The organism is Synechocystis sp. PCC 6714 (genome assembly GCF_000478825.2).
Lineage (GTDB): Bacteria > Cyanobacteriota > Cyanobacteriia > Cyanobacteriales > Microcystaceae > Synechocystis.
Map to the genome: position 1 here is coordinate 2,019,402 of NZ_CP007542.1, position 24,456 is coordinate 2,043,857.

Genomic DNA, 24,456 nt, shown 5'->3' on the forward strand with positions numbered 1-24,456 from the left:
ATCTTCTTTGATCGGGAATGTTTGATATGGCGGTGGGGGACATTGCAATAAATTTTGCCAAGGACAGTTAGCATGAACTATCACGATAAACTAAGAACGCCTGCTTCTTTGGGGCAAGGGATTGTCAACCATTTACCCCCCTGGATAATCATTGACCCTTGGCTCCAGCAATGGTTGGCGGAGGACATTGGCCGGGGAGATTGGTCTACCCAGGGTCTGGGTTTACAGCATCGGGGCCAGGCCCGCTGGGTGGCCAAGGAAAGCGGTGTGATGGCGGGATTACCCATAGCTGCCCGCATTTTCCAGTTATTGGACCCCTCCATGGAGTTTGGGGGACTAGACCAGGAAGGTAAAACTGTGGAGGCTGGGGCCGTAGTGGCCACCATGGCGGGGAATTTAGGTAGTTTACTGACCGGGGAGAGGGTCGCCCTCAATGTGGCCATGGGTTTGAGCGGCATTGCCACCATGACTCAAAAGTATGTCCAGGCGATCGCCGACTATCCCACCCGCTTTGTGGATACCAGAAAAACCACCCCAGGGCTGAGAGTGTTGGAAAAATATGCTAGTCGTTTGGGGGGAGCCATCAACCATCGCCTCGGCTTGGATGATGCGGTGATGGTCAAGGATAACCATATTCAGGCGGCGGGAAGCATTACTAAAGCAGTGCAAACCCTGCGGCAAAACTTGCCCTATCCCCTGGCCATTGAGGTGGAAACCAGCAATTTAGCGGAAGTGCAGGAGGCGATCGCCGCCCAGGTGGAAATCATTATGCTCGACAACATGGATACGGCAACCATGGCCCAAGCGGTGGGGTTAATCCGCCAAGCGAGTCCCCTGATCCGCATTGAAGCTTCCGGTAACGTTACCCTGGCTAACATCACGGCGATCGCCAGCACCGGGGTAGATTTTATTTCCAGCAGTGCCCCCATTACCCGTTCCCCCTGGTTAGACTTGAGTATGCAGATTGGGCAAAATTGAGCTAGTTGGGCAAATTTACAGCCAGGGTTGGAAACTTAAACCTAAGTCTGGCCATCTTCAATAGGCAGTAACGGTTTGTCCGGCAGACCCCCATTGCTTTCTGCTCCCCCCAGCCCAAAGTTTTTATGAATAACTCCGATTTCCTTTCCTTTTTCCCCGATCCTGAAACAAATGGAACAGCGGACTCCAATACCCAAGATTTGGCCATAATATTTGATGGGCTGAACGGAGAAGCATCGGAACAGGGAACTCCAGTGGACAACGACGATTTCAGCGCCATGCTCGACGGCATCGAGATGTTGGAAGAAATGCTGGTGGAAACGGAACTAGCGGGGGAAGAAGCTCTCCAGGAAATGACCCCTTTGGAACAGGAAACATCCGTCATGTTTGAGGGAAATGATTTGCACTACGAAGAAATGGACGAAGATGCCATTTCCCTAACTCCCCCCTTTCTGCGAGCCTATGAAGTTTTGCAAGAACAGGTTATTAGCCTGGGGCAACGTTTGGCCTCCACAGAACAGGAGCTAACGGGCCACCGACGCCGGACTTCCAGTGCCGAAAGCTTGATCGAACAACAGGCGATCGCTTTGACCCAGGCCCAAGAACAACTAGCCCATACGGTAGCGGAATTGCAAATTTACCAAGAGGCCTGTAAACAACAACAGTTACAGGTGGAAACCCTGACGGAACAATTGGCCGCCAGCCAGGAACTGGTCATCTTCCAGCAAAATCAGTTAAACAATGGGGCAGAGAATAATGGGGCAGAAATCCAGGAACTCCGCACCCAAATGGCTAGCTTGGCGGCCGAGAATGGGAAGTTAAAAAGTCAGATCGGTGACCACAGCGGGGAAGTGGCCCGGCTTGAGCAACAACTGACTGAAATGAGTGCCCGCCTACAACGACAACAACGCTACGCTTTGCAATATAAATCGGCTCTGGAACAGTGCTTAGCCCAACCTGATTTCCATCCCCCTGCCGACATTATTGCATTGGTGGCTGGTTTAACGGGGCAATCTAAGGAGTTGAAACCCTGGGCCAGTGTGGGGGATGTGTTGGCTTCCTTTGCCAGTGGCAATACTGAGCCGGCCAGTGCTCCTGTGGTGGATCTCACACCGGGCTTGGTAAACTTTTCCCCCTCTCCGGACAAACAAACTGCTTCCCAACCATTGCCGAGTAACAAGGAGCAAAGAGATTACAAGAATAAAGCAGAGAAGGGAATTGCCTCTGCCCCCTTAGAGCCGGCTAAACCCATTGCCCCTATCCCGGCCATTGACCGACTCAGTTTTGCGGTGAAGGAGCCAAGACCTTCCCGTCGCCCCATTGATTTGCCCGGCTTTTTACCCCGCGCCACTCCGATGGGGTAATCTTCAGCGGTAATGTTGAACAAAGACGGTAGAGATTGATTTTCTTACCTTGCTTGGGGGCAGTTTATTTTTCTTAATATTCATGAGTAATCTTTCGATCGCCGATGGGATACGCCTCGGCATTGCAGTGGGGGTGGCCAAGACTGTTACGGCCGTGGTTAAAGCCCTGCGGTTGGGGTCTGCCAGTGTGTTGCCGGGGGAAATTGCCCGTCGTTTACATCCAAAGATGCTGGGACTGTTAGCCCAACAAGTATCCCAAGGGGTAATTTTAGTGGTGGGTACCAACGGCAAAACCACTACTTCATTGCTGTTACGGAAAATTTTGGTAGACCAAGGCTATCAGGTTACCCACAATGCCACCGGCGCTAATTTAATCAATGGTTTAATTACCGCTCTGCTGGCCGATGCCAACTTATTTGGGCGTTTATCCACCGATTTTGCCATTTTGGAAGTGGATGAAAATGTGCTTCCTCTGGTGCTAAAAGATTGTCAACCCAGAGCGATTTTGGCTTTGAATCTTTTCCGGGATCAACTAGACCGTTACGGCGAAGTGGACAGCATTAGTCAGCGCTGGCAAAAGGCGATCGCCCCTCTGCCGACAGATACCATCATTGCAGTCAATGCCGATGATCCGACCCTTTCCCACCTGGGGCAAAGGTTAACTCAGCAGGTTTGTTACTTTGGCCTAAGTGAACCAGATTTGTACCTGGAAGAAATTCCCCATGCAGTGGATTCTATTTACTGTCCCCAGTGCGGCACTTCCCTCGATTATCAGGGGGTTTACCTTTCCCATTTGGGGGATTTTCAGTGCCCTAGCTGTGGATTCCACAAAAGCCAGCCCGCTTTCCACAGCAGTGAATGGCCCCAAATTCTTATCGGTGTTTATAACAAATACAACACCCTGGCTGCCGGTTTAGTGGCCCAACAATTGGGTATCAACACAGAGAAAATTTTCAACAATATCCGCAGTTTTAAGGCGGCCTTTGGTCGGGCAGAGGAGTTGAACGTAGACGGTAAACACGTCCGCATTCTGCTGTCGAAAAATCCGGTGGGCTTAAATGAAACCATTCGAGCTGTCAATGACCTCAAACTTGAGGGACAATGCTCTACCACTCTATTAGTGCTGAATGATCGCATTGCCGATGGCACCGATGTTTCTTGGATTTGGGATGTGGATACGGAGCCCCTGGTGGCCTCTGGAGGAACCTTTGTCGTCAGCGGCGATCGCCTTTATGACATGGCCCTGCGTTTGCAATATAGCCAGGAAAATTTAATCCAACCGGGTCAAGCTGAAGAACCGTGGGACGGCCAGGTTTCGAGGCTAATTTTGGAAGAAAATCTCGAAAAGGCAGTGCAAATTGCTTTGGAGCTAACCCCAGAAGAGGAAACTCTCCATATTATTCCCACCTACACCGCCATGCTGGAAGTGCGGGGAATTTTAACTGGCCGGAAAATTCTCTAGAAGCCTTTTTGAAGGGTTTTAGTTTTTGCCATCCATCAACTCACTGAAACCCCGGCAATACAGGAAATTGTTTACCGAGATTTCTGCCAAGCCAACATCAGTAATGCATTAACAATTCCCGCCGCCACGGGGGAACCACCCTTATTGCCTTCCACCCTAATTTGGGGACAAGGGAGCACCGATAATGCTTTTTTCGCCTCTAAAACCCCGATGAAGCCTACGGGAACCCCGATTACTAGGGTCGGTTTTGACCTGTTCTCAGAAATGGCCTGACAGAGGGTTAACAAGGCAGTGGGGGCATTACCAACAACGTAGATAGCGTTGGGAAATTGGGCAATACAGCGGTTCATGCCGGTTTCTGTGCGGGTCTTGCCGGGGTCAGCGATGGGAGCAAAATCGATCGCCGTTTGGATGGGGTTGTTAAAAGTCCGCTGGACTAAACCTTGGATGCCCTGTTTGACCATATTCACATCCACCACAATGGTTTGGCCCTGGCGTAAACCCTCTATCCCCCTGGCGATCGCCTGATGTTCCGGCAGATCTGGATCAAATTCAGCCTGGGGTAAATCCGGGGCAAAACGGAGTAAATGCAAAAAATCAAAATCCGCTGTGCTGTGGATCACCCGGCGGGCAATGGCGTATTCCTGGGGAAATAAATTATGAGGCCCCACAGAACGATCGATGTGGGCAAAGCTTTCGAGCAAAATGGGATGTTCTAGGGGGGTCATTTAGTTGCTGGACTCCGGCAAAATCCGACCAATGGTGCTGTTTTCCGGGCGAAAAGTTTCTTTAGCCACCCGTTGAATATCTTCTGGGGTGACAGCGGCGATCGCCTCCAGTTGGGCAAAGAGATTGCGCCAATCCCCCGTGCGGACGTTATATTTCACTAACAGTTGGGCCATGCCCATATTGGAATTGAGGGATTGCAAAACTGAAGTTTGCAGTAAATTTTGGGCCCGTTCCAGTTCTTCCGGGGTCACAGGCTCCGTTTTTAGCCGTTCAATTTCCCCATGTAACGCTTGGCTAAGTTCATCTAAACTGCGACCGGGGGCACTCTGGGCGTAAAACATCAACAAATTGGGAAATTTATCCGCTGGAAAACCGTTAAAGCCCTGGGCCATCAGCGCCAACTGTTGTTCTTCTACCAAAGATTGGTACAAACGGGAAGTGCGCCCACTGCTGAGAATGGTGGTCATCACATCAAACACCGCACTGTCGGGATCATCAAAAGCGGGGCTGTGGTACCCCTCGAAATACCAAGGTTGGGAAGGTAAGGTCAGATTAATTTCTTTCTGTTCCATTTGAGGCGGCTCCACCACCGTTACCTGGGGCGTGGGAGGGCTTTTGGGAAAACGACCAAAATACTTCTGCGCCAAACTTTTCACTTCCTGGGTATTCACATCCCCCACAATGGCAATGGTCATGTTACCAGGGGTGTAATATTTCTCGTAAAAATCCGTCACGTCCTGGCGGGAAAGATTGCGGATATCTTCGTCGTAGCCAATCACTGGGCGGCGGTAGGGATGTTTGGTGAAAGCAGTGTCTAAAAATTCTTCTACCATCTGCCCTACGGGGTTATTTTCTGTCCGCATACGCCTTTCTTCTAGGATTACCTCCTGCTCTTGATAGAATTCCCGAAACACCGGCTCCAAAAATCGTTCCGATTCCAAAGCCATCCACAGTTCGAGCTTATTGGCGGGCAAACTGTAAAAGTAAAAAGTAGCATCGGCGCTGGTGGCCGCATTTAAACCCACCCCCCCGGCCATCTGGATAATTTGCCCAAATTCATTTTGTTGGACTAACGCCTGGGCCTGCTGTTGGATTTGCTCAAATTGCTCTTGTAACTTAGCCTCTGCTGTCTTGTCTCCCTTGGCCCTAGCTTGGGTAATTTTTCCGAATACCTGGTCTAGCTGATCGAGCAATAACTGTTCCTGGGCAAAATCCTTAGTGCCAATGCGTTCTGTGCCCTTAAACGCCATGTGCTCCAAAAAGTGGGCCACCCCCGTTTTTCCCACCGGCTCATCCACTCCCCCCACATCAAAGTAGGTGTAAAAAGACACCACCGGAGCCTCTTTATTTTCCATGACAATAAATTTCAAGCCGTTATCCAGTTGAAACTCCGTTACCCGTTCGATCGCCTGGTTGAGGTAGGGAGTAAGGGTTTGGCTATTGCGGTTATTAGTCGGGGCCAAGTCAGCGGCGATCGCCGGCTGGGGCAACAGTATGGGGCTATGGAGAGCCAGCAGTAAAGCAGTGGCTACAAGACAGCGGGACAAAGAACTCAACACAGACAAGGGCATGGGGAAAATGAATGATCAACACAAACTACTTCTAGCAATCACTTTAGACCATCGACGCTGATAACCTGGGCGCTTGCCGGGAGGGTTCAACGAACATTAAAATTTGTAACAGTGCCAACTTAGCGGGCCAGTTAAAGTCAAATCAGAGGGTGAAGCGGAAATGCGTGTTGCAATTGTGGGAGCAGGATTGGCGGGGATGGCCACCGCTGTGGAATTGGTGGACGCGGGGCACGAAGTGGAACTTTACGAAGCCCGTAGTTTCATCGGCGGTAAAGTGGGCAGTTGGGTAGACGGCGACGGCAACCATATTGAAATGGGTCTGCATGTCTTCTTTGGCTGTTACTACAATCTTTTTGCCTTGATGGAAAAGGTGGGGGCCAAGCAAAATCTACGCCTCAAGGAACATACCCACACCTTTATTAACCAAGGAGGCCGCATTGGGGAACTGGATTTTCGTTTTTTTACCGGCGCTCCCTTCAACGGTTTAAAAGCATTTTTCACCACGTCCCAACTGGATACCAAAGACAAAATCGCCAACTCCATTGCCCTGGCCACCAGTCCCATTGTGCGGGGCTTAGTGGACTTTGACGGAGCCATGAAAACCATCCGGGATTTGGACAGAATTAGCTTTGCGGAATGGTTCCTCGCCAAGGGAGGCAACGAAGGCAGTTTGAAAAAAATGTGGGACCCGATCGCCTATGCGTTGGGTTTTATTGATACGGAAAATATTTCTGCCCGCTGTATGTTGACCATTTTTCAACTGTTTGCCGCCCGCACGGAAGCGTCGGTGTTGCGGATGTTGGAAGGCTCTCCCCAGGAATATTTGCATAAACCGATTCAGGAATATTTGGAAAAACGGGGAGCCAAGTTTTACACCCGGCACAAGGTTAAGGAAATTAAGACCAAAGTTACGGATGGGGAAACCAGGATAACGGGCTTAGTGATTAATGATGGCTCTGACACCAAAACTGTGATCGCCGATGCCTATGTGGCCGCCTGTGACGTGCCGGGCATCAAAAATCTGTTGCCGGAAAGCTGGCGTACCCAATGGGACTTTTTTAACAAAATTTATTACCTGGACACTGTTCCGGTTGCCACAGTACAACTCCGCTTTGACGGTTGGGTAACGGAAATGAATGATCCCGCTAAACGTAAACAGTTAGAACAAGCTTTTGGCCTGGACAACCTTCTCTATACCAGCGATGCGGAATTTTCCTGTTTTGCTGACCTGGCCCTCACTAGTCCCGCCGATTATTACCGACCCGGGGAAGGCTCTCTCCTGCAATTAGTGCTCACCCCCGGTGATCCCTTTATGAAAGAGTCCAACGAGGCGATCGCCTATCGGGTGCTCAAACAAGTCAAAGCTCTCTTTCCCTCGGCGGCGGATTTGAATATGACTTGGTACAGCGTCGTTAAATTAGCCCAATCCCTATACCGGGAAGCGCCGGGCATGGACTTATTCCGTCCCAGCCAAGAAACTCCGATCGCCAACTTCTTTTTAGCCGGTAGCTACACCCAACAGGATTACATCGATAGTATGGAGGGAGCTACCCTGTCCGGTCGCCAAGCGGCCCAGGCCATTTTTGCTAATCAGGCCCGTTTACAAATCCCTGTCCCTTCCCTCCCATAGATTTTTTAAAATCCCATCAAACCCCATGGCTAATTGGTTAGAACATAGTGTGCAAGTGGAAGTGGATGCCCCCATTGACTTGGTGTGGCAACTGTGGTCTGACCTGGAGCAGATGCCCCGCTGGATGAAATGGATTGATTCCGTCACAGTGCTGGAAGACAACCCTGATTTATCCCGTTGGAAACTCGCCACTGGGGGTTGGGAATTCACCTGGCTGTCCCGCATCACTAATTTAATCACCCAGCAAATTATCCAATGGGAATCGGTGGATGGTTTGCCCAACCGGGGAGCAGTGCGCTTTTATGATCGCCATGGCAAAAGCATTGTCCGCCTTACCATTGCCTATAGCGTACCGGGTTGGTTGGGGCTATTGATGGATAATCTTTTCCTCGGTCGGGTGGTGGAATCTACTATCCAAGCGGACTTGGAACGCTTCCGGGAATATATTAATAAGTTGCAGGCTTCATAAAACGGCGATTCTTAATCGGGGTTACCAACAGGAGTTGAAATTTGTCTTGGTGCTGTAGACCAGCTTTAAATATTGGCTATCAGCGTTGACTTCTAGTAAAACCTGGCAATTATAGTCAATCAAAGTAAGGTTGAGACGACTAAGGTCTTTACCAAAGAGGCTTTTAGCTCCGGTCAGTGTCTTACTTTCAATTAAATCAACTATATCTACATCCTCAATGCATGGTAGCAATCTCCGGTGCCATCAAATCCAAACCCCACAAAAAGAGAGGCTGTAGTCAGTCGGACTTGAAATTGTTTTTAGCTGAACGACCTACTTCATTTTTCCCTAGCAATCTCTATTCCTCAATCGACCATCTCAATACGGTCAGTGTGTCAGTAAATTATTAAGCTACCGCAATTATTTTTGATCCATGTCTTTATAGTCTTTAAAATTTTGTTCTGCATACTCTTCTAAGTCTTTGACACACTTGAAATACTGATGTAATCCATTGGCAAATGATAATAAATCTGTGTTATTTATTTTCATGTCAATTATGGTTTTAATGGCAAAAAAATGACTACAATCTTCAATCTTAATAACTAATTTTAAATAGTCAGAATTCAAGAACTGTATTTTCAAGTAAATTTTTGCAATGTTTTCCTCAGTTTTGATTCTGAAGTAGTTTAGATATTGCAGCCAGGTAGCATAATTACCCAGTTGCCCTAAGATAAGAGGTGCTTGATCATAAGGATTTATTAATTTACACATTTCTTGCAAATCAGATAAGCTAGGGTATTCGTCTTCTATATTAATGTTTGTTTTGTTTGCAAAAGCTCTAACTATATTTTTTGCATCACCAATTATTCGATAAGTCTTCTGGGCAATATATTGATACAAATTCTCTCTATCTTTCTGATTTTTTATGTGAACCACAAGAAAAAAAAGACGTAGCTTGATATATAAGATAGGCATAATCTTTCAAAGATTTTTGTGATGTTAGTTCCTCCGGTAAATAACTCAGGAATATTCGAGAATACAAACTCGATAATCACAACACTAAGCAGGCAAACTGCAAGAATAATATTGATTTCAATTCTGACAGACGTAAAGTATTTAAACCAACGCTTTAAACCCATCGATACGACCTCATGAATAATTATTTACTATATCAAAGCTTTCCTTATAACACTCTTCATAGTAATAATACGTAAAAATCTGCGGTAAACTATTGCTTTTGGCAATTACACAAATGATAGCATTGATAGCTTTTGCTTTAGTAACTAGTTCAGGTGTAAATTTAACCCCACGATTTTACGAGGATGTTGGGTTCCATTAATCACTTAACTAGACCCAGAAATCTTGCAGAGAGTCATCTTAAACTTAGGCCAAAGAAGAAATGGGCTTGAAATTTCACCAAACGCTATCCAAATAAGTGAAAATTTAGATACCGTGCAGAGTTTCAATAGGATAAATTCAATGAAATATTTCCATTTGAGCAATGGGGATCAAATGCCTGCCCTAGGTCTGGGAACTTGGAAGTCGTCTCCCCAAGTAGTGGGTCAAGCCGTTGAGCAAGCTTTGGACTTGGGATATCGCCACTTTGACTGTGCCGCCATCTACAGCAATGAAGAAGAAATTGGAGCCACTTTAGCCAAGGCTTTCACCAAGGGTGTGGTAAAGCGAGAGGATCTCTGGATTACCTCCAAGCTGTGGAGCAATGCCCATCATCCCGATCGGGTTTTACCGGCTCTCGAAAAAACGTTGCAGGATTTGGGTCTAGATTATTTGGATCTGTATCTAATTCATTGGCCGGTGGTCATTCAACCTGATGTTGGGTTTCCTGAATCCGGTGATCAGTTGTTGCCATTTACCCAAGCTTCCCTAGAAGGAACATGGCAAGCCTTGGAGAAAGCAGTTGATTTGGGACTCTGTCGCCATATTGGGGTGTCTAATTTCAGCCTGAAAAAGTTAGAAATGGTCCTGTCCATGGCCCGTATTCGTCCCGCCGCCAATCAGGTGGAGCTTCACCCTTATCTCCAGCAATCAGATTTACTGACGTTTGCTGAGTCCCAAAACATTTTACTAACGAGTTATTCTCCCCTTGGCTCTGGCGATCGCCCGGCGGCTTTCCAGAAAGCAGCAGAACCAAAATTACTAACTGACCCAGTGATTAATGGGATTGCGGCTGAACAGGGATATAGTGCAGCCCAAGTCCTTTTAGCCTGGGCCATTCAACGGGGAACCCCGACCATTCCGAAGTCGGTTAATCCTGAACGACTACAACAGAATTTGAACGCGGCAGATATCACCCTGACCGATGCCCAAATGGCGAAAATTGCTCTACTAGACCGTCATTATCGCTACGTGTCAGGAGAATTTTGGACAATACCAGGGAGCCCCTATACGTTACAGAATCTATGGGATGAAATCTGAACTGGAGAGCCATAAACAACCCGGTCTTACCTACGATATTTCCTCATTAAAATGTTAGAGAAACTTACCGCAAAAGGAAGGAAGCGTGATGACTCTCAAACTGAACCAGGAACAACTGGAAAAAATGAAATCCCATCCTGGTTTCATTGCCGCCTTGGATCAAAGTGGAGGTAGCACACCGGTCGCGTTGGCCCATTACGGAATTGAACCGGATACCTACTCTGGTGAGGACGAGATGTTTGCACTAGTGCATGAAATGCGGACCCGGATCATGACTAGTCCAGGCTTCACTGGGGAGCGGATTTTGGCAGCAATCTTATTTGAGGACACCATGGACCGGGAAGTTGAGGGACAGCCCACGGCCAACTACCTTTGGAAGCAGAAACAAATTGTGCCGATTCTGAAAGTAGACAAGGGACTGGCCGAAGAGAAGGATGGAAGCCAGTTGATGAAGCCCATACCTCAGCTTGACGAGCTGCTGATTAAGGCCAGGAAAAAAGGCATCTTCGGTACCAAAATGCGGTCGTTTATCAAACAGGCCAATGCCTCTGGTATCGAGGCGATCGTAAACCAACAATTCGAGTTAGCCCAGCAAATCATTGCCGCCGGACTGGTGCCAATCATTGAACCGGAGGTGGACATTCACTGCCCAGAGAAAGCTCAGGCAGAAACGCTACTCAAGGCTGCCATTCTGAAACATCTCGACCAATTAGCCGAAGGACAGTGGGTGATGCTCAAACTCACCCTGCCGGAGCAAGACAACTTCTATACAGATTGCATCGAACGGGCCAATGTCTTGAGAGTGGTTGCTTTGTCGGGGGGCTACTCCCAAGCGGAAGCCAATGAACGTCTATGCAGGAACCACGGCGTCATAGCAAGCTTTTCACGAGCCTTGACCGAGGGACTGACGGCCCAGCAAAATGATGCTGAGTTCAATGCTACGTTGGACAAATCCATTGAAAAAATCTATCAGGCATCGATCACATAATCTGTGGTATGGCAAAGATCAGGACAGTTAGGACTAAAAATCACTGAAAACCTCTCTAAATTAAGGGTTTTAAAATTGAAAATGCCCTAAATAGCTCACTTTTTGCTATAGGTGACAGGTGAAATTGGCTCCTGCCTTCCTCTCGTCTGACTTAAAAACTTAAAAAAAGGATGAATTAATAAAAAAAGAAGTACATTTAGTTGGGTAACTCAAGATTTTCCCCATGATCACAACAGCGTATATCGTTTGTGGGAGTCCCGGTGCTGGAAAAACCTCCTATGGCAAAGAGCTAGCCAAACTAAAGCAAGCTACTTTCCTTGATATCGATACGGTAACGGAACGCCTTGTGAAGTTATCCCTTGAACTGTCAGGAAAAGATGCCAATGATCGAGACAGTTCTTATTTTAAGACCCATTTTAGGAACCCAATTTATGAGCAACTGTTTGACATCGCCCAAGACAACCTAGCTTGGAATAATGTGGTCATAACAGGGCCTTTTACCAAAGAAATCAAAGACCCAGACTGGACAAATAAGCTATCAACTCGCTTTGGAACTGCTGTTGAAGTTCATTATGTCTTTTGTCCACCTTCGATTCGAGAAGTCCGAATTAGACAGCGGAATAATCCTAGGGACATGGCCAAGTTGGCCTCTTGGGAAGACTACTTAGGATATTACGAGTCAGAACCACCACCAGCCTGTGAGCATATCTTGGTTGACAATACTTTTGACCGAGAAATCAATCAATGAGGAATTCTGCTACGGCGGATTTCATAAAAAATTGCCATTTCAAACTGGCTCGTCAACTCTGCGACCAGGGGGATTCCGTGTTTGTGGAAGACTTAGACTTTCCCTTCATGGCCAAGGAAGTGCTGAGCAACCACACTCTTGACACTGGCTTGGAGCAATTTATTAATCAAATCCTATTTTTAGGTTTGTTTTCAAAGGGGGGTATTCTACAGCAAGATAGATCCCAGGGGGACTAGCCAACAATGTCCTGATTGTGGAGCTAGAGTGTCTAATAACTTTAGTGCTAAAATACGCCATTACCCTGATTTTAGCTCTGTTAAACCGGGGATATTGCCGCTGCTCAAGTAATTTGTCCCCGTGGGCAACAGGGAATTGAAAACGTCTGTGGAGTCGAGGTGACAAGGGCTGTGGTAGCAGAGTCTAGTAAACTGGCTGTGAAGCAGAAACCTTAAATTGTGGAGTCTAGGAATCCTCTCCCTTATAGGACGGCGGACGATGTCAACATCAACGGCAAATATGGAGGTTGCTGTGGTGGATAAAACAGAAATCCCAAGACGTTTGTTGGTCCTTGACGATGAAAACGATGTCGCCGCCACAATTTGCATGATGGCCGCAGCCGCAGACTATGACACTGCCCATATTGATGATGCCGACATTTTTCTAGAGAAAGTAATCTCCTGGACACCGACCTATGTGGCGGTGGACTTACGACTAGCGGATCGTGATGGCATAGAAGTCATCCGTAAACTAGCCGAGATGGAGTGCAAAGCGGCAGTGATCATCATGTCAGGCCTAGGAGGGCGCATATTAGAATCTTCCGCCAGAGCTGTTAGTGAAAACGGACTGCGGCTTTTGGGTACCCTGTCCAAGCCCTTCTCCCGTGCTCAACTTTTGGAGTTGTTGGCAACGGATACCCATGAAACTCATTCAATCCGGAGATCCCCAACTCCTCCTGTTTCCCATGAGCAAATCAGCGATGCACTAAAAGCTTCAGCTTTTATCGCCCACTTTCAGCCCAAAATTTCCTGTCTGACCGGTGAACTGGTGGGATTTGAATGCCTAGCTCGCTGGCCTCAACAGAACGGCACCATGGTACCTCCGGATCAATTCATTGGTTTGGCTGAGCAGACCGGGCTGATTGATATGCTGACCAGGCAAGTTTATGATTACGCCTTAGCTAACTTGCCCCTGCGTAACCATGCATCTCCATTGAAATATGCGTTAAACCTTTCGCCAATTAATTTAAAGGACACAAACTTTCCCCACTGGTTAAGGAATAAATGCCGCGAGCACAGTGTTAAGCCATCACAAATTATCCTGGAAGTCACAGAAACAGCCAGTATGGACAATCCGCTAGCATTATTAGAGCACTTAACGCAGTTTCGCATCCATGGGTTTCAGTTGTCTATTGATGATTTTGGTGTCGGCTACTCCTCCCTTGTCCAACTGGCACGGTTACCTTTTTCAGAATTGAAAGTTGACCAAATGTTTGTCAAAACCCTTTCTAGATCCCAAGAGTCCCGGAAAATTGTCACCGCTGTGGTTGGTCTTGGGAAGTCCATGGGTTTGAACGTAGTGGCGGAGGGGGTGGAAGAGGCCTCTGCTCTGGGCCTATTGCGGGAGCTTGAATGCGACGAAGCCCAAGGATATTTTATTGGCCGGCCCATGGCTCCTGTTGCCATCAAGGATTGGAATGGAGTACCGCAAAAATGGACATGTTGAATCAACCCATGGAGTCTCTATACAAAAGACTCTTCAAAGCATCACCGGGTAAAATTCTCGTACTTGAACCGGACAGGTTTGAGATCATTGCCGTCACGGACGAATATCTTAAGGCAACGGTCACCAATGAAAGTGATATTGTCGGCAAGACCCTATTTGAGGTATTTCCCGACGATCCTGATGACCCTAAGGCAGATGGGGTCAATAGCTTATTTGCCTCCCTCCAGCGGGTTGTATCGCTGAAAGCGGCCGATGTAATGACCATACAACGTTATCCCATACGCTTACCCAGTGGTGCGTTTGAAGAAAGATTTTGGAGTCTGGTAAACAGTCCTGTGTTGGATGAATTCGGAATGGTCGAGTTTATTATGCACAAGGTGGAAGATGTGACGGCGATCGTTCATGAAAATAGTTTTTCTATCCTTACAGAAAGCACGGACAGCAAAAGCCGCATTGCTCTTCAGGATATTATTTTGCAGGCAAACGAACTAAAACAGACTTTATCAAAATTGCAGGAGCATGAAGCTCGCATTCGCACTGCGGAGAGGATGCTCAATCTTGGTACTTGGGAATATAACCCCCAGACTGGCAGTCTGAATTGGTCTAGGCAGGTATTTGACATATACGATGTAGCCCCTACTCAAAAAGCACTGAATGTTGAAGAATATTTTGCCATGGTCCACCCGGATGATCGAGAAGCATCCATTGCAATTTATCAGTCCTTTATAGAAGAACATGCTCCCCAAATTGCTTTTGAGCACCGTGTAATCACCCGTGATGGCGATGTTAGGTATGTTAAAGGGGTTGGTGAATTTCATTTAACACCGGACGGGGAAATCGTTGTTGGTTGCGTTCAGGATATTACCTCGTTTATAAGAAATCGCGACAAACTTACCCAGGCAGAATACCTATTACGTCTAGCTGGTGAGAAAGCCCGGCTAGGGGGCTGGCGGGTCGAACTCGATCCCCTGGTGGTCACTTGGACGTCGGAGACTGCGGCGATTCACGGTATGCCAGCCGGTTACTCCCCCCCCGATGTTGCCACAGCAGTTCAGTTTTATGTGCCCGAATTTCGTGAATTGATTATGGGAGCTTTTGAACGTTGTGTTCAGCAGGGTGAGGCTTTTGATGTCATCTGTCAACTTCAAACACCTGACGGGCGAAGACCTTGGATACGGGCCATTGGCGAGGCCGAACGGGATACCCAAGGCAAAGTGATTGTTGTGCAGGGCGCATTTCAGGATATTTCGACCTTACGCGAGGCCCAGGAACGTTTTCAGTTAATATCCAAAGCCACCAATGATGTGATCTGGGACTGGAATTTTGCCACCAATCAAGTCTGGTGGAATGACTCCATGACGGATGTATTTGGGTATTCTTTATCGAGTCTTGAGCCTGGGCCAGAATCCTGGACCCTCCGCATTCATCCCGATGACCGAGAGCGTGTTCTCCAGAGTATCCACCAAGTTATCGACGGTGAAGATAATTACTGGCAAAGCGATTACCGTTTTATTAGAAGCGACGGCCAGTATGCGAACGTCATAGACCGTGGTTTTGTAACCCGTGATGGACAAGGCAAAGCAACCCGTATGGTGGGTAGTCTGCTGGATGTTACTGAGCGCATGGCAATGGAACAGAGGTTACGGGAATCTCAAAAACTCGAAGCGGTAGGGCACCTGACTGGGGGGGTGGCCCATGATTTCAACAATTTATTGACGATTATTCTGGGGAACGCCGAAATGTTGTCAGAACTGGTGACAGATCCAAACCTACAAAGTATGGCCGAAATGACATTGTCCGCCTCTAAGCGTGGTGCCGAATTAACCCGCCATTTGCTGGCATTTGCCCGCCGCCAACCCCTTGATCCCAAAGTGACCGATGTTAATCAGTTGGTGGAGGCGATGTGGGGACTTATTCGTCGAACCCTGCCTGAAAATATTGAACTTGAATTTATCCCCGACCCTGACCTAGGTATCACCGAGATCGACGCTGGGGAACTGGAAACGGCATTGTTGAATCTGGTCGTCAATGCCCGGGATGCCATGCAAGATGGTGGCAAGTTAACCATTGAAACCTCCACTGCGGTGCTAGATAGGGATTACGCCGATCGCCACTCTGAAGTGATACCGGGTGAGTATGTAATGATTTGTGTTTCAGATACCGGCATTGGCATGGACGAAGATACGGTAAGTCAGGCCTTTGAACCTTTTTTCACCACTAAAGCCGTGGGCAAGGGCAGTGGCCTTGGTTTAAGCATGGTCTTTGGTTTTACTAAGCAATCCGGCGGCCATATAAAAATTTATTCTGAACCCGGTGAAGGTACATCGGTCAAACTCTACTTTCCTCGGGCGGGTAGCGCTCAGCAAATAAATTATCAACCGGTGAAGGAATTATTTCCAGAAGGTGGCACGGAGCATATCCTGATTGCCGAGGACGACGACCTTGTACTGAAGCATCTTGAGGGTCAGTTACGTTCCCTAGGGTATCGAGTCACAGCCGTCACATCTGGCCCCGATGCGCTAAAAGCTCTGAGCGTCCATAGCGATGTTAAGCTTCTGCTCACCGACATCATTATGCCCGGCGGCATGAACGGGCGCGAATTGGCTGATCAGTCCCGGGCAATATACCCTAAACTCAAGGTTTTATTTACCTCTGGCTACACCGAGAACGCCATCATTCACCATGGTCGCCTTGATCCAGGGGTGGATCTGCTAAGTAAACCCTATAATCGTTTAGAATTAGCAACTAAGGTGCGACGGGTGCTGGATAAAGACCTGGACGCAACCACTTACGGCGATTCTTCATCCAGTCAGGACTTTGAGATCTTCCCATCAAAGTCACAGCCAAAAATTGACCAACAGAATTTACCTCAGAGGAGAGACAGGAACTAAGCGCCCTGCGTGAAGGTAATAGATGGCAGTCCTGTCAACCCCAGCAAAAAAAATTCGCGTTACCATTGAGGGCAACAAAATTGGACTTGGGTAGTCTAGATTTCCCAGTCCCCTTGGGGGAAAGTCCCTGTTTTGGCCAAGACCCATAACTCTGGGAGCTTTGGCATTGTTGTTGTTGTTGCCACGAGGCGAAATTTTTGTTATGCACTATACCTTTGATATTTTGGGGGTAACACCGGTTTTCACCTTTTTTAACTATCAACAAGAGGTAGAAAATAATCCCCGCCGCAGTATGGCTTACCTGGGCAGTCCCGAATGCACTTTGGACGGTCTAATTCAAGCCACGGAATTAATTCCCGAAAAACCTGATTGGGACTGGGACGCAGTGGTAAAAACCATGGTCAATTTTTGGCTACACCACGAACCCAATATCCAAGCCTGGCGACGGGAAATGGCCAGCTTTAGTGAAGCGACTCTACTGGTGGCCCGGGTAGCAAATACCCAAGTTCTTCGTCAACAGTTTGAGGCCCTGCTCTAATTACTTTGAGTGCCATCCAACCCATTTGCCAATCTATGGTCACCAGGGATGGGGTCCGCTTAGATAGTGATCTGTACTATCCCAACTCCGGTGGACCATGGCCGGCCCTGTTGATGCGGCAACCCTATGGCCGCCGTTTGGCTTCAACCCTGGTGTACGCCCATCCCCATTGGTACGCTTCCCAGGGTTATTTGGTGGTTATCCAAGATGTGCGGGGTCGGGGCAGTTCGGAGGGAGAGTTTGACCTATTTGCCCGTGAGGTGGAAGACGGGAAGGACTGCCTTGATTGGGTGAGCCAATTGCCCCAATGCGACGGCTCCGTGGCCATGTACGGCTTTTCCTACCAGGGTATGACCCAACTTTACGCGGCGGCCAACCACCATCCCTGTCTGAAAACCATTTGTCCGGCCATGATCGCCTGGGACTTGTACCAGGATTGGGCCTACGAGAATGGGGCGTTTTGTCTGCAAAATAATCTTGGCTGGGCCCTACAGTTGGCGGCAGATTCAGCTAAACATCGGAGAGATGGGGCAACTTTTCAACAATTAATGCGCCTAGCAAGAAGTTACGATTTTTCTGATGTCCAACCAGCTATTCCCGATCGCCTGGGGGAGTTGGCCCCGGATTCTTTTTACCATCAATGGATTAGTCAACCGCCAGAAGCAGATTATTGGCAGTGGCGATCGCCGGATAAGCGATGGCAAATTAGGGAAAAAGTTGATATTCCCGTGTTGCAAATTGGTGGCTGGTTTGACCCCCATCTACGGGGCAATTTGCGTTTATATCAAGCATTGAAAAAACATGGTATTAAGCAAAAATTGGTGGTGGGGCCCTGGGGTCATTTTCCCTGGGGCAGTGGGGCCGGGGAACAAAATTATGGTGACTCCGCTATCAGTGCGATGGATAGGTTGCAACTGGCCTGGTTTGATCATTTCCTCAAAGGCCAAGGGCCTCACTTTGATTCGGCTAGTTTAGAGTTATTCGATCTAGGCATCAAACAATGGCGGTACTTAACCGATTGGCCTTCCACCCAACAAAGCTGGTTTTTGCAATGTTCCGGTTTAGGCACCACCCAGGGTAGTGCTTTAACCCCAGAAGTTCCGGCCCAGGAAAAGTTAACAGAGGTAGTTAACGATGTGTGGGTGCACGACCCCTGGCGGCCAGTAACCAGTTTTGGAGGTCACAGCGGCTATCCCCAAGGAATGAAGGAACGCAGTCAAGTGGATGATCGCAGTGATGTGGTCACCTACACCTCTGAGCCTTTAACCGAGAATTTAACTATCTGCGGTGTTCCCAAAATTTTCCTTACGGTGGAATCCGATCGCCTTAGCTTCGATGTGGCGGTTAGTCTAGCTCAAGTTACTAATACCGGGGAAGTTTTTGCCCTAAGCCATGGTTACTGTACTAGCTGCGAGCAAAAAGCTAATTTGGAAATTTTTCTCCAGGCAATTTGTGTAACATTGTCCCCTGGCGATCGCCTGCGAATTAGTTTAGCTGGGGCAAGTTTTCCTGCCTATGCTGTTAACCCTGGCACGGGAGAAAAGGCAATTTTTACTAGGCTAATAGACCAACAAATTATCACGGTAGCTTTAGTTAACAATGGCAACGTAAATAATTATCTACGTTTACCCACCCTTTAACAGAGGTGGAAAACTGTTCAGATCGCCAACAATTTTGCGACAAAAAAGCTGACGATGGAGGGGGGTTTTTCCCAACGTTTTTAATCCCTGGCGATGTTTAACGGTGCCATAACCCTTGTTTTGAGCCAAATCGTAGCCGGGAAAACGTGCCGCTAAGCGGGTAATTAGGTCATCCCGCCAAACCTTAGCAAGGATGCTGGCGGCACCAATGAGCACCGAATGGTTATCCCCTGCGGTGATGGCCATTTGTGGGAAGGCGTACCTAGGTAAAATATCCCGTCCATCCACCAACAGGTAATCCGGGGCAAGGGGTAGTTTTGCCACTGCCCTTTCCATAGCTAATAAACTGGCTTGGCGGATATTAATGCGCTCAATGGTGGGTACATCGGCAAAGCTAATGGCATAACGGTGCAAATATTCAGGCAATTCCCGGGCCAAATCCCAACGACGGTTGGAGGAAAGTTTTTTACTATCTCTTACCCCCAAAGCCCGTAGTTGTTCTATGGTGCCAATGGGAGCTAGCACCGCCGCCGCCACCACCGGGCCAAATAGGGCACCCCGCCCCACTTCATCCACCCCCGCCACCAGGCGATCGCCGGATAGTTCCCAGTTCTCCTGCCACCACTGGCGATCGTCATAGCAAGTCGAATGGAAAATCAAGTTAATATCTACTCCGCCGAGGAACGCCGCCGTCTTCGGCCAGGACGTTTTTTTGTTTCCACAGGTACAGACACTTCCGCCTTCGGAGAAGATTGCGTATCATCAATCGAGATGGGCAGATCACCTTTTTCTTGATCCATAGTTTCGTTAGTTTCTTTGCCTTGTTCCTCGACGCTTGCTGTTTCAACTTCCGTTAAAACGGTTTTCACCTCATCTGGGGAGCCGTTGCCATTATCCAGTAAGTGTGTCGAGGCACCAACCTGACCGCCATTACCATTGACCTCTGCCCCGGAAGAAGTTCCAGCAGTGATCACCGACACCACAAAAGACCGGGGGTCCTGATCGGCGTACTCGGTTTTAATTAAGGGAGAAATTCCCATGCGGGCATAGATATCCTGCTCCAAGGGTGTCATGGCGATATCCAACGGAACCAGCGGTTTTTCCACCCGACGGGCTGGCCGCTCACGGCGTTGGGGGGCTATGGTGGCGGGCTTCTCCTTAGTGGCTGTGGGGGAAGCCCCTTTACTGCGGGAAGTGCCCAAAGATTTAGTTGTTTCCTTCTCGGGAAAATCTGAACCTCGACGACGGCGACGACGACGGTTAACATCCCGATCGCCCTGCTCTTGATAGTTAGGATGGAAAAGTAAATCCAGGGGACTGGATATTTTCGCCTCTTCTTTCTTCGGAGCTTCACTGACCTTGGGACTGGGGGGGGAAAGAATCGGTTTTTCCACTAACCTGGGGGGAATACTACTGCTAACGGCAGTGGGGGCTAGGGAAACAAAACCCTTTTCCCCGGGCAGTTCTACCAAATGCCCCAGGCCTCCACATTCGGGACAGGTTTGCCCAAATAATTCATACAAATTCTGTCCCTGGCGCTTACGGGTCAACTCCACCAGCCCCAACTCTGTCAGTTGGGCAATTTGAGGCCGAGCCTTGTCCGACTCTAGACAACGATTGAAATGTTCCAAAAGTTGCAGTTGATCCTTATGGGAATCCATGTCAATGAAATCAACAATGACTACCCCACCAATATTTCTCAGTTTTAACTGGCGAGCAATTTCCGTCGCCGCTTCATAGTTAGTCCACAGTACCGTTTCCCGGGAATTGGCCGAATGGGTAAAGGAACCGGAGTTAACGTCGATCACTGTCAAGGCCTCCGTGGGCTCAATGATCACATAGCCTCCCGAAGGTAAGTCAACCCTCGGTTTGAGGGCTTCCCGAATGGTGGCATTGACCCGGAAATACTCCAGAATGCTGAGGGCTTCCCGGTGACAATCAATTAGCACCCCCTCTGGCAAACGACCTTGGTCCCAATTCATTAACTGTTGTTTGACCCGTTTCATCCCCGCCGGAGTGTCCACTACAATGCGATTCACTTCGCTGGAATACATATCCCGCAACACCCGTTTGATGAAATCGTCATCCCGGTCCAATAACATGGGAGCACTACGGGTCATTGCCTGCTGTTGCACCAATTCCCACTGCCTTTGCAGATTTTCCAAATCCTCGATGATGGCGTCTTCCGGCACATCCTCTGCTTCCGTACGTACCAGTAATCCCATGCCTGGGGGCTTAATCAACACCGCCAAAGCCCGTAACCGACTGCGCTCCTCTTCTCGATTTATCCGCCGGGAAAGGTTAACCCCTCGGCCATGGGGCATTAGGACAATGTAACGCCCCGGCATGCTGATGTTGCCAGTCAAGCGTGGGCCTTTGTTGCCCGTGGGCTCCTTCATTACCTGCACCAAAACCCTCTGTTGGGGGGCAAGTAGTTCAGTGATGGACGCAGAGGTGCGCCTTAGTCTGATGGGGCCTAGGTCGCTAACGTGGATAAAGCCATTTTTTTCCGTATCCCCAATGTTGATAAAAGCGGCGTCAATGCTGGGCAGAATATTGTCAACTAAGCCTAAATAAATATCTCCCACCTGTTGGCTGCCCGTAGACACCACCAATTCTTGAATTTGATCCTTCCAAAAAACAGCAGCAACCTGATGTTTCTCAGCAATGACAATTTGTTTTGGCATAAATATATCCCTCAAAAGGCCATCCCAAAACCAGCCCAGCATTGGGGACAGGGGGAAAATAGCCTATGGAAAAATGTTGTAATGTTGGACATTGGGTGAACTGAATATTTTCCTCTCTAGGGTCAACCTAACCCTTGGCCCAGTGGGCTATTCCCATCATCTCCTTTGCCATGCTGTGACTGGCGTTTTGGCCACCATTGCTTCCCGACAAGGTTTAAACAAACAGGGACTTTTTGAGTGGCATAAATACGGTCAACTTGCTGGAAAAATCCGTAGATATTCCCAGGGACATCCCCAGGGGACAACCGCCCATCGCACGGACGGGGGAAATAGATAGGCAAGGGTATTGGAGGCAGTTTAAGACGGAAAAAACTATCTGTTTTTCTACACCGCAAGAACGACAACCGGTAACGATTAGAAAAGAAGAATCGGGGGTTGCTTACGGCGATTCACTACAGGGGCATAACTTGTGCTGGTTATCCCTGGATCAAGGCCAACAATTCTGTTAGGCACTGACCCTGAGGGGTTGAAATCCCTCTCAAATAACCCAGGCACCGTCAGAAGAAATAAGCCTAATGCCCGGGAAATTTAAACTGAATATAACCTGAAATGGTAGCCTTTAGCAAGAAAACACCACGCTCCAGGGATTGGGCTAAACTGCCCGATGGCGATCGACTTTATCCAATGCCGCCGCTAACCCTTCGTCCAGAGCACCGTCCCCCACAATGGAGCGCACCCCCTCTAGGGTGGAAAGAATGTTACGGGGGTCGAGGAACATTACCTTACTGCTGTTGCTACTGCCAATGGCAATCCCCATGTTGAGGTACTGCTGGGCTAAGAGAAACTGGAGGGCTTCCCTAGCGTGGCTATCGGACTTCAATTTTTCGGTCAGAATGGCTAGGGCTTCTGCGGTGGCTTGGGCCTCCAACACCTTTTTCTGCTGTTCGGCTTCGGCATTGAGAATGGCGGCTTTTTTCAATGCTTCGGCTTCCAGTACCCTGGCTTGGGCATCCCCCTGGGCGGAGTTGATGGCGGAATCCCGCTGACCTTCGGAGGTGAGAATGGCGGCCCGTTTTTTCCTTTCCGCCGACATCTGTAATTCCATGGAGTCCAGCACTGCTTTAGAAGGCATAATATCCCGCAGTTCCACCCTCGTGACTTTAACGCCCCAGGGGTCGGTGGAAATGTCTAGTTCTCGCAACAATAATTCGTTGATTTCTGTACGGGCGGTGAAGGTTTGATCCAATTCCAGTTTGCCAATTTCCGAGCGGATCTGAGTCAGCACCAGATTGACCATAGCGGATTGGAGATTTTCCACTTTGTAATATGCTTTCTCCATGTCAACGATGCGCCAATAGACCACTGCATCGGCGGTGATGGCCACGTTGTCTTTAGTAATGCAGGATTGAGGGGGAATATCGATGACCTTTTCCCTGGTGGTTTGCCTATAGACCACCCGATCCAAGATGGGGATGGTGAAATTTAAGCCGGGGGTAAGTTTTTTGTTATAGCTCCCTAGCCGTTCCACTAGGTATTCGTTTTTTTCGTTAACGATTTTGACGGAAGTACCGATCGCCGACCCGAAGAAGACGAGAAAGAAGAGAAAAAAAGCTTCCATGGTTAAGCTCCGCTGTTATTGGGAAAAAGGACGAACTCTGGGTCAATGCCGGTGGGGCAAATGATTAAAGCAATTTATTAACTAAACTTTGCGCTTTGCCAACTGAACAAAATTCATTCAGGCATTCAGGTGTGGAAGATGGAAAAACTGACTGAGTGAAAGGCCCTGGGAAGGGAATAACCAGAGCTAACCAGACCTAGAGTTGGATTTGGAACTGATCCAATGGAGGCTGGAAAGGTTCGTCCTGGTCGCCGGGTAAGGCCTGGCTGGGTAAATCCTGGATATGAATTTCCTGCCGTTGCTGTTCATTGAGGGTGATGGGTTGGAGAGTTCCCGCGACAGCATCCAACTGATAGGCTTCAGAAACCAGGCTGCTGGGACAACATTCGGGGTCTCCCTGCTGGTGTTTCAACATGTTGAGGCGGATTTGTCCATCTTTAATCACTAGACTTTGTACCCGGACCCGATCGCCGAGGAAATAGGTATCGGGGTTAGAGGGGGAACCATTGGGCCCCACGGCCACCACCGCCAGGTAGATCAATTCGTCGGGACTAACTACGCTCTGTCTGCGGAGAATTACCGCCGCATCCTGGTCGCCATCTTGGTCCACATCACCAATGGCAATGGGCTTGATCAAATTAAGGCTAAAAGTTCCTCCGGCAAACACACCATTGTTAAGGGAATATGTACTTTGGTCGGGAATGGTGTAGCTCAGGTTTTTTAGCACGTCCACTGTCAAAGGGGAGGCTCCATTCTGGGCGATCGGGGATGGCCCCACCGGAGGGACCGCCTTCACCACAGGCCCCAGAGCTATACCCCCTGCCATGGCAGCGAATAAACCCAAACCCATAAAACCAATCTTATTAGCCATTATCTCAATCCTTTTGGAACTTTTTCTGACCATTGTGCCCAGACAAAAGCACTTTCCCAGGGCCAAAGGACAGTTTAGCGAGGGTTTTTGTTGCCTTGACTCCATTGTAAAGCCATGGCGGCACTCCCCCCAGGG

At 48.6% G+C, this 24,456-nt stretch carries 22 protein-coding genes; 15 read left to right on the forward strand and 7 right to left on the reverse strand.

Annotated features, from left to right (window positions below):
* The first annotated feature begins 72 nt into the window (after positions 1-72).
* The 3 genes from nadC to D082_RS09265 all read left to right on the forward strand — a co-directional run bounded on the left by nadC (position 73) and on the right by D082_RS09265 (position 3,804).
* Entirely contained in the window at positions 73-978 is a 906-nt protein-coding gene (nadC, locus tag D082_RS09255; RefSeq protein WP_051738792.1) for a carboxylating nicotinate-nucleotide diphosphorylase, read from the forward strand.
* Between the two features lie 125 nt (positions 979-1,103).
* Positions 1,104-2,342, forward strand: a complete 1,239-nt coding sequence (locus D082_RS09260; RefSeq protein WP_028947941.1) for a hypothetical protein — start codon at positions 1,104-1,106, stop codon at positions 2,340-2,342.
* Positions 2,343-2,424: 82 nt separating this feature from the next.
* The gene (locus D082_RS09265) at positions 2,425-3,804 is read left to right on the forward strand and encodes a Mur ligase family protein (protein ID WP_028947940.1); all 1,380 of its coding nucleotides are present in this window, start codon (positions 2,425-2,427) and stop codon (positions 3,802-3,804) included.
* A gap of 71 nt (positions 3,805-3,875) precedes the next feature.
* Here the strand turns inward: D082_RS09265 and D082_RS09270 are convergent, their stop codons facing one another.
* Both D082_RS09270 and D082_RS09275 read right to left on the reverse strand, forming a co-directional pair.
* Positions 3,876-4,532, reverse strand: a complete 657-nt coding sequence (locus tag D082_RS09270; protein ID WP_028947939.1) for a cobalt-precorrin-8X methylmutase — start codon at positions 4,530-4,532, stop codon at positions 3,876-3,878.
* Positions 4,533-6,104 (reverse strand): pitrilysin family protein, encoded by a 1,572-nt coding sequence (locus tag D082_RS09275; protein ID WP_028947938.1) that lies wholly within the window; start codon positions 6,102-6,104, stop codon positions 4,533-4,535.
* A 160-nt stretch (positions 6,105-6,264) separates the two neighbouring features.
* Here D082_RS09275 and zds point away from each other — a divergent pair, with 160 nt between their 5' ends.
* Positions 6,265-7,734: a 9,9'-di-cis-zeta-carotene desaturase gene (zds, locus tag D082_RS09280; protein WP_028947937.1), complete on the forward strand. Its 1,470-nt coding sequence runs from the start codon at positions 6,265-6,267 to the stop codon at positions 7,732-7,734.
* Positions 7,735-7,759: 25 nt separating this feature from the next.
* On the forward strand, positions 7,760-8,203 hold the full coding sequence (locus D082_RS09285; RefSeq protein WP_028947936.1) for an SRPBCC family protein: 444 nt from the start codon (positions 7,760-7,762) through the stop codon (positions 8,201-8,203).
* A gap of 399 nt (positions 8,204-8,602) precedes the next feature.
* Here the strand turns inward: D082_RS09285 and D082_RS09290 are convergent, their stop codons facing one another.
* Positions 8,603-9,157, reverse strand: a complete 555-nt coding sequence (locus D082_RS09290; RefSeq protein ID WP_028947935.1) for a hypothetical protein — start codon at positions 9,155-9,157, stop codon at positions 8,603-8,605.
* Between the two features lie 477 nt (positions 9,158-9,634).
* Between D082_RS09290 and D082_RS09295 the strand changes: the two genes are divergently transcribed.
* The 9 genes from D082_RS09295 (at position 9,635) to D082_RS09330 (ending at position 19,145) form a co-directional block, all read left to right on the forward strand.
* Entirely contained in the window at positions 9,635-10,618 is a 984-nt protein-coding gene (locus D082_RS09295) for an aldo/keto reductase (protein WP_028947934.1), read from the forward strand.
* Positions 10,619-10,703: 85 nt separating this feature from the next.
* Positions 10,704-11,606 carry a fructose bisphosphate aldolase gene (locus D082_RS09300; protein ID WP_028947933.1) on the forward strand — a complete coding sequence of 301 codons (903 nt, stop codon included), beginning with the start codon at positions 10,704-10,706 and terminating at the stop codon, positions 11,604-11,606.
* Positions 11,607-11,829: 223 nt separating this feature from the next.
* Entirely contained in the window at positions 11,830-12,354 is a 525-nt protein-coding gene (locus D082_RS09305) for an ATP-binding protein (RefSeq protein ID WP_028947932.1), read from the forward strand.
* Positions 12,351-12,590: a hypothetical protein gene (locus tag D082_RS09310; protein WP_028947931.1), complete on the forward strand. Its 240-nt coding sequence runs from the start codon at positions 12,351-12,353 to the stop codon at positions 12,588-12,590. The genes D082_RS09305 and D082_RS09310 overlap by 4 nt, the downstream gene beginning before the upstream one ends.
* Positions 12,571-12,702 (forward strand): hypothetical protein, encoded by a 132-nt coding sequence (locus D082_RS19420; RefSeq protein WP_144428759.1) that lies wholly within the window; start codon positions 12,571-12,573, stop codon positions 12,700-12,702. Before D082_RS09310 ends, D082_RS19420 begins: the two co-directional genes overlap by 20 nt.
* 183 nt (positions 12,703-12,885) lie before the next feature.
* Positions 12,886-14,076, forward strand: a complete 1,191-nt coding sequence (locus D082_RS09315) for an EAL domain-containing protein (protein WP_238546673.1) — start codon at positions 12,886-12,888, stop codon at positions 14,074-14,076.
* Positions 14,064-16,967 (forward strand): hybrid sensor histidine kinase/response regulator, encoded by a 2,904-nt coding sequence (locus tag D082_RS09320; RefSeq protein WP_238546674.1) that lies wholly within the window; start codon positions 14,064-14,066, stop codon positions 16,965-16,967. Before D082_RS09315 ends, D082_RS09320 begins: the two co-directional genes overlap by 13 nt.
* Positions 16,968-17,169: 202 nt before the next feature.
* Positions 17,170-17,505: a hypothetical protein gene (locus tag D082_RS09325; protein WP_028947929.1), complete on the forward strand. Its 336-nt coding sequence runs from the start codon at positions 17,170-17,172 to the stop codon at positions 17,503-17,505.
* A gap of 5 nt (positions 17,506-17,510) precedes the next feature.
* A complete protein-coding gene (locus D082_RS09330) occupies positions 17,511-19,145 on the forward strand; it encodes a CocE/NonD family hydrolase (protein WP_238546675.1) in 1,635 nt (544 codons plus the stop codon).
* Here the strand turns inward: D082_RS09330 and D082_RS09335 are convergent.
* Together D082_RS09335 and D082_RS09340 are read right to left on the reverse strand one after the other, a co-directional pair.
* Complete coding sequence (locus D082_RS09335) at positions 19,131-19,730, reverse strand: ribonuclease HII (protein ID WP_028947927.1); 600 nt, start codon at positions 19,728-19,730, stop codon at positions 19,131-19,133. The two genes, D082_RS09330 and D082_RS09335, sit on opposite strands and share 15 nt — an antisense overlap.
* A gap of 83 nt (positions 19,731-19,813) precedes the next feature.
* Positions 19,814-21,832 carry an Rne/Rng family ribonuclease gene (locus D082_RS09340; RefSeq protein WP_028947926.1) on the reverse strand — a complete coding sequence of 673 codons (2,019 nt, stop codon included), beginning with the start codon at positions 21,830-21,832 and terminating at the stop codon, positions 19,814-19,816.
* Positions 21,833-21,923: 91 nt separating this feature from the next.
* On the opposite strand from D082_RS09340, the gene D082_RS09345 reads away from it, so the two are divergent.
* Positions 21,924-22,169 carry a hypothetical protein gene (locus D082_RS09345; RefSeq protein WP_038530638.1) on the forward strand — a complete coding sequence of 82 codons (246 nt, stop codon included), beginning with the start codon at positions 21,924-21,926 and terminating at the stop codon, positions 22,167-22,169.
* A gap of 315 nt (positions 22,170-22,484) precedes the next feature.
* Here D082_RS09345 and D082_RS09350 read toward each other — a convergent pair whose 3' ends face one another.
* Both D082_RS09350 and D082_RS09355 read right to left on the reverse strand, forming a co-directional pair.
* Positions 22,485-23,450, reverse strand: coding sequence for an SPFH domain-containing protein (locus D082_RS09350; protein WP_028947924.1), 966 nt, complete (start codon positions 23,448-23,450; stop codon positions 22,485-22,487).
* Positions 23,451-23,646: 196 nt separating this feature from the next.
* Entirely contained in the window at positions 23,647-24,321 is a 675-nt protein-coding gene (locus D082_RS09355; RefSeq protein ID WP_238546676.1) for a hypothetical protein, read from the reverse strand.
* Positions 24,322-24,456: the final 135 nt, after the last annotated feature.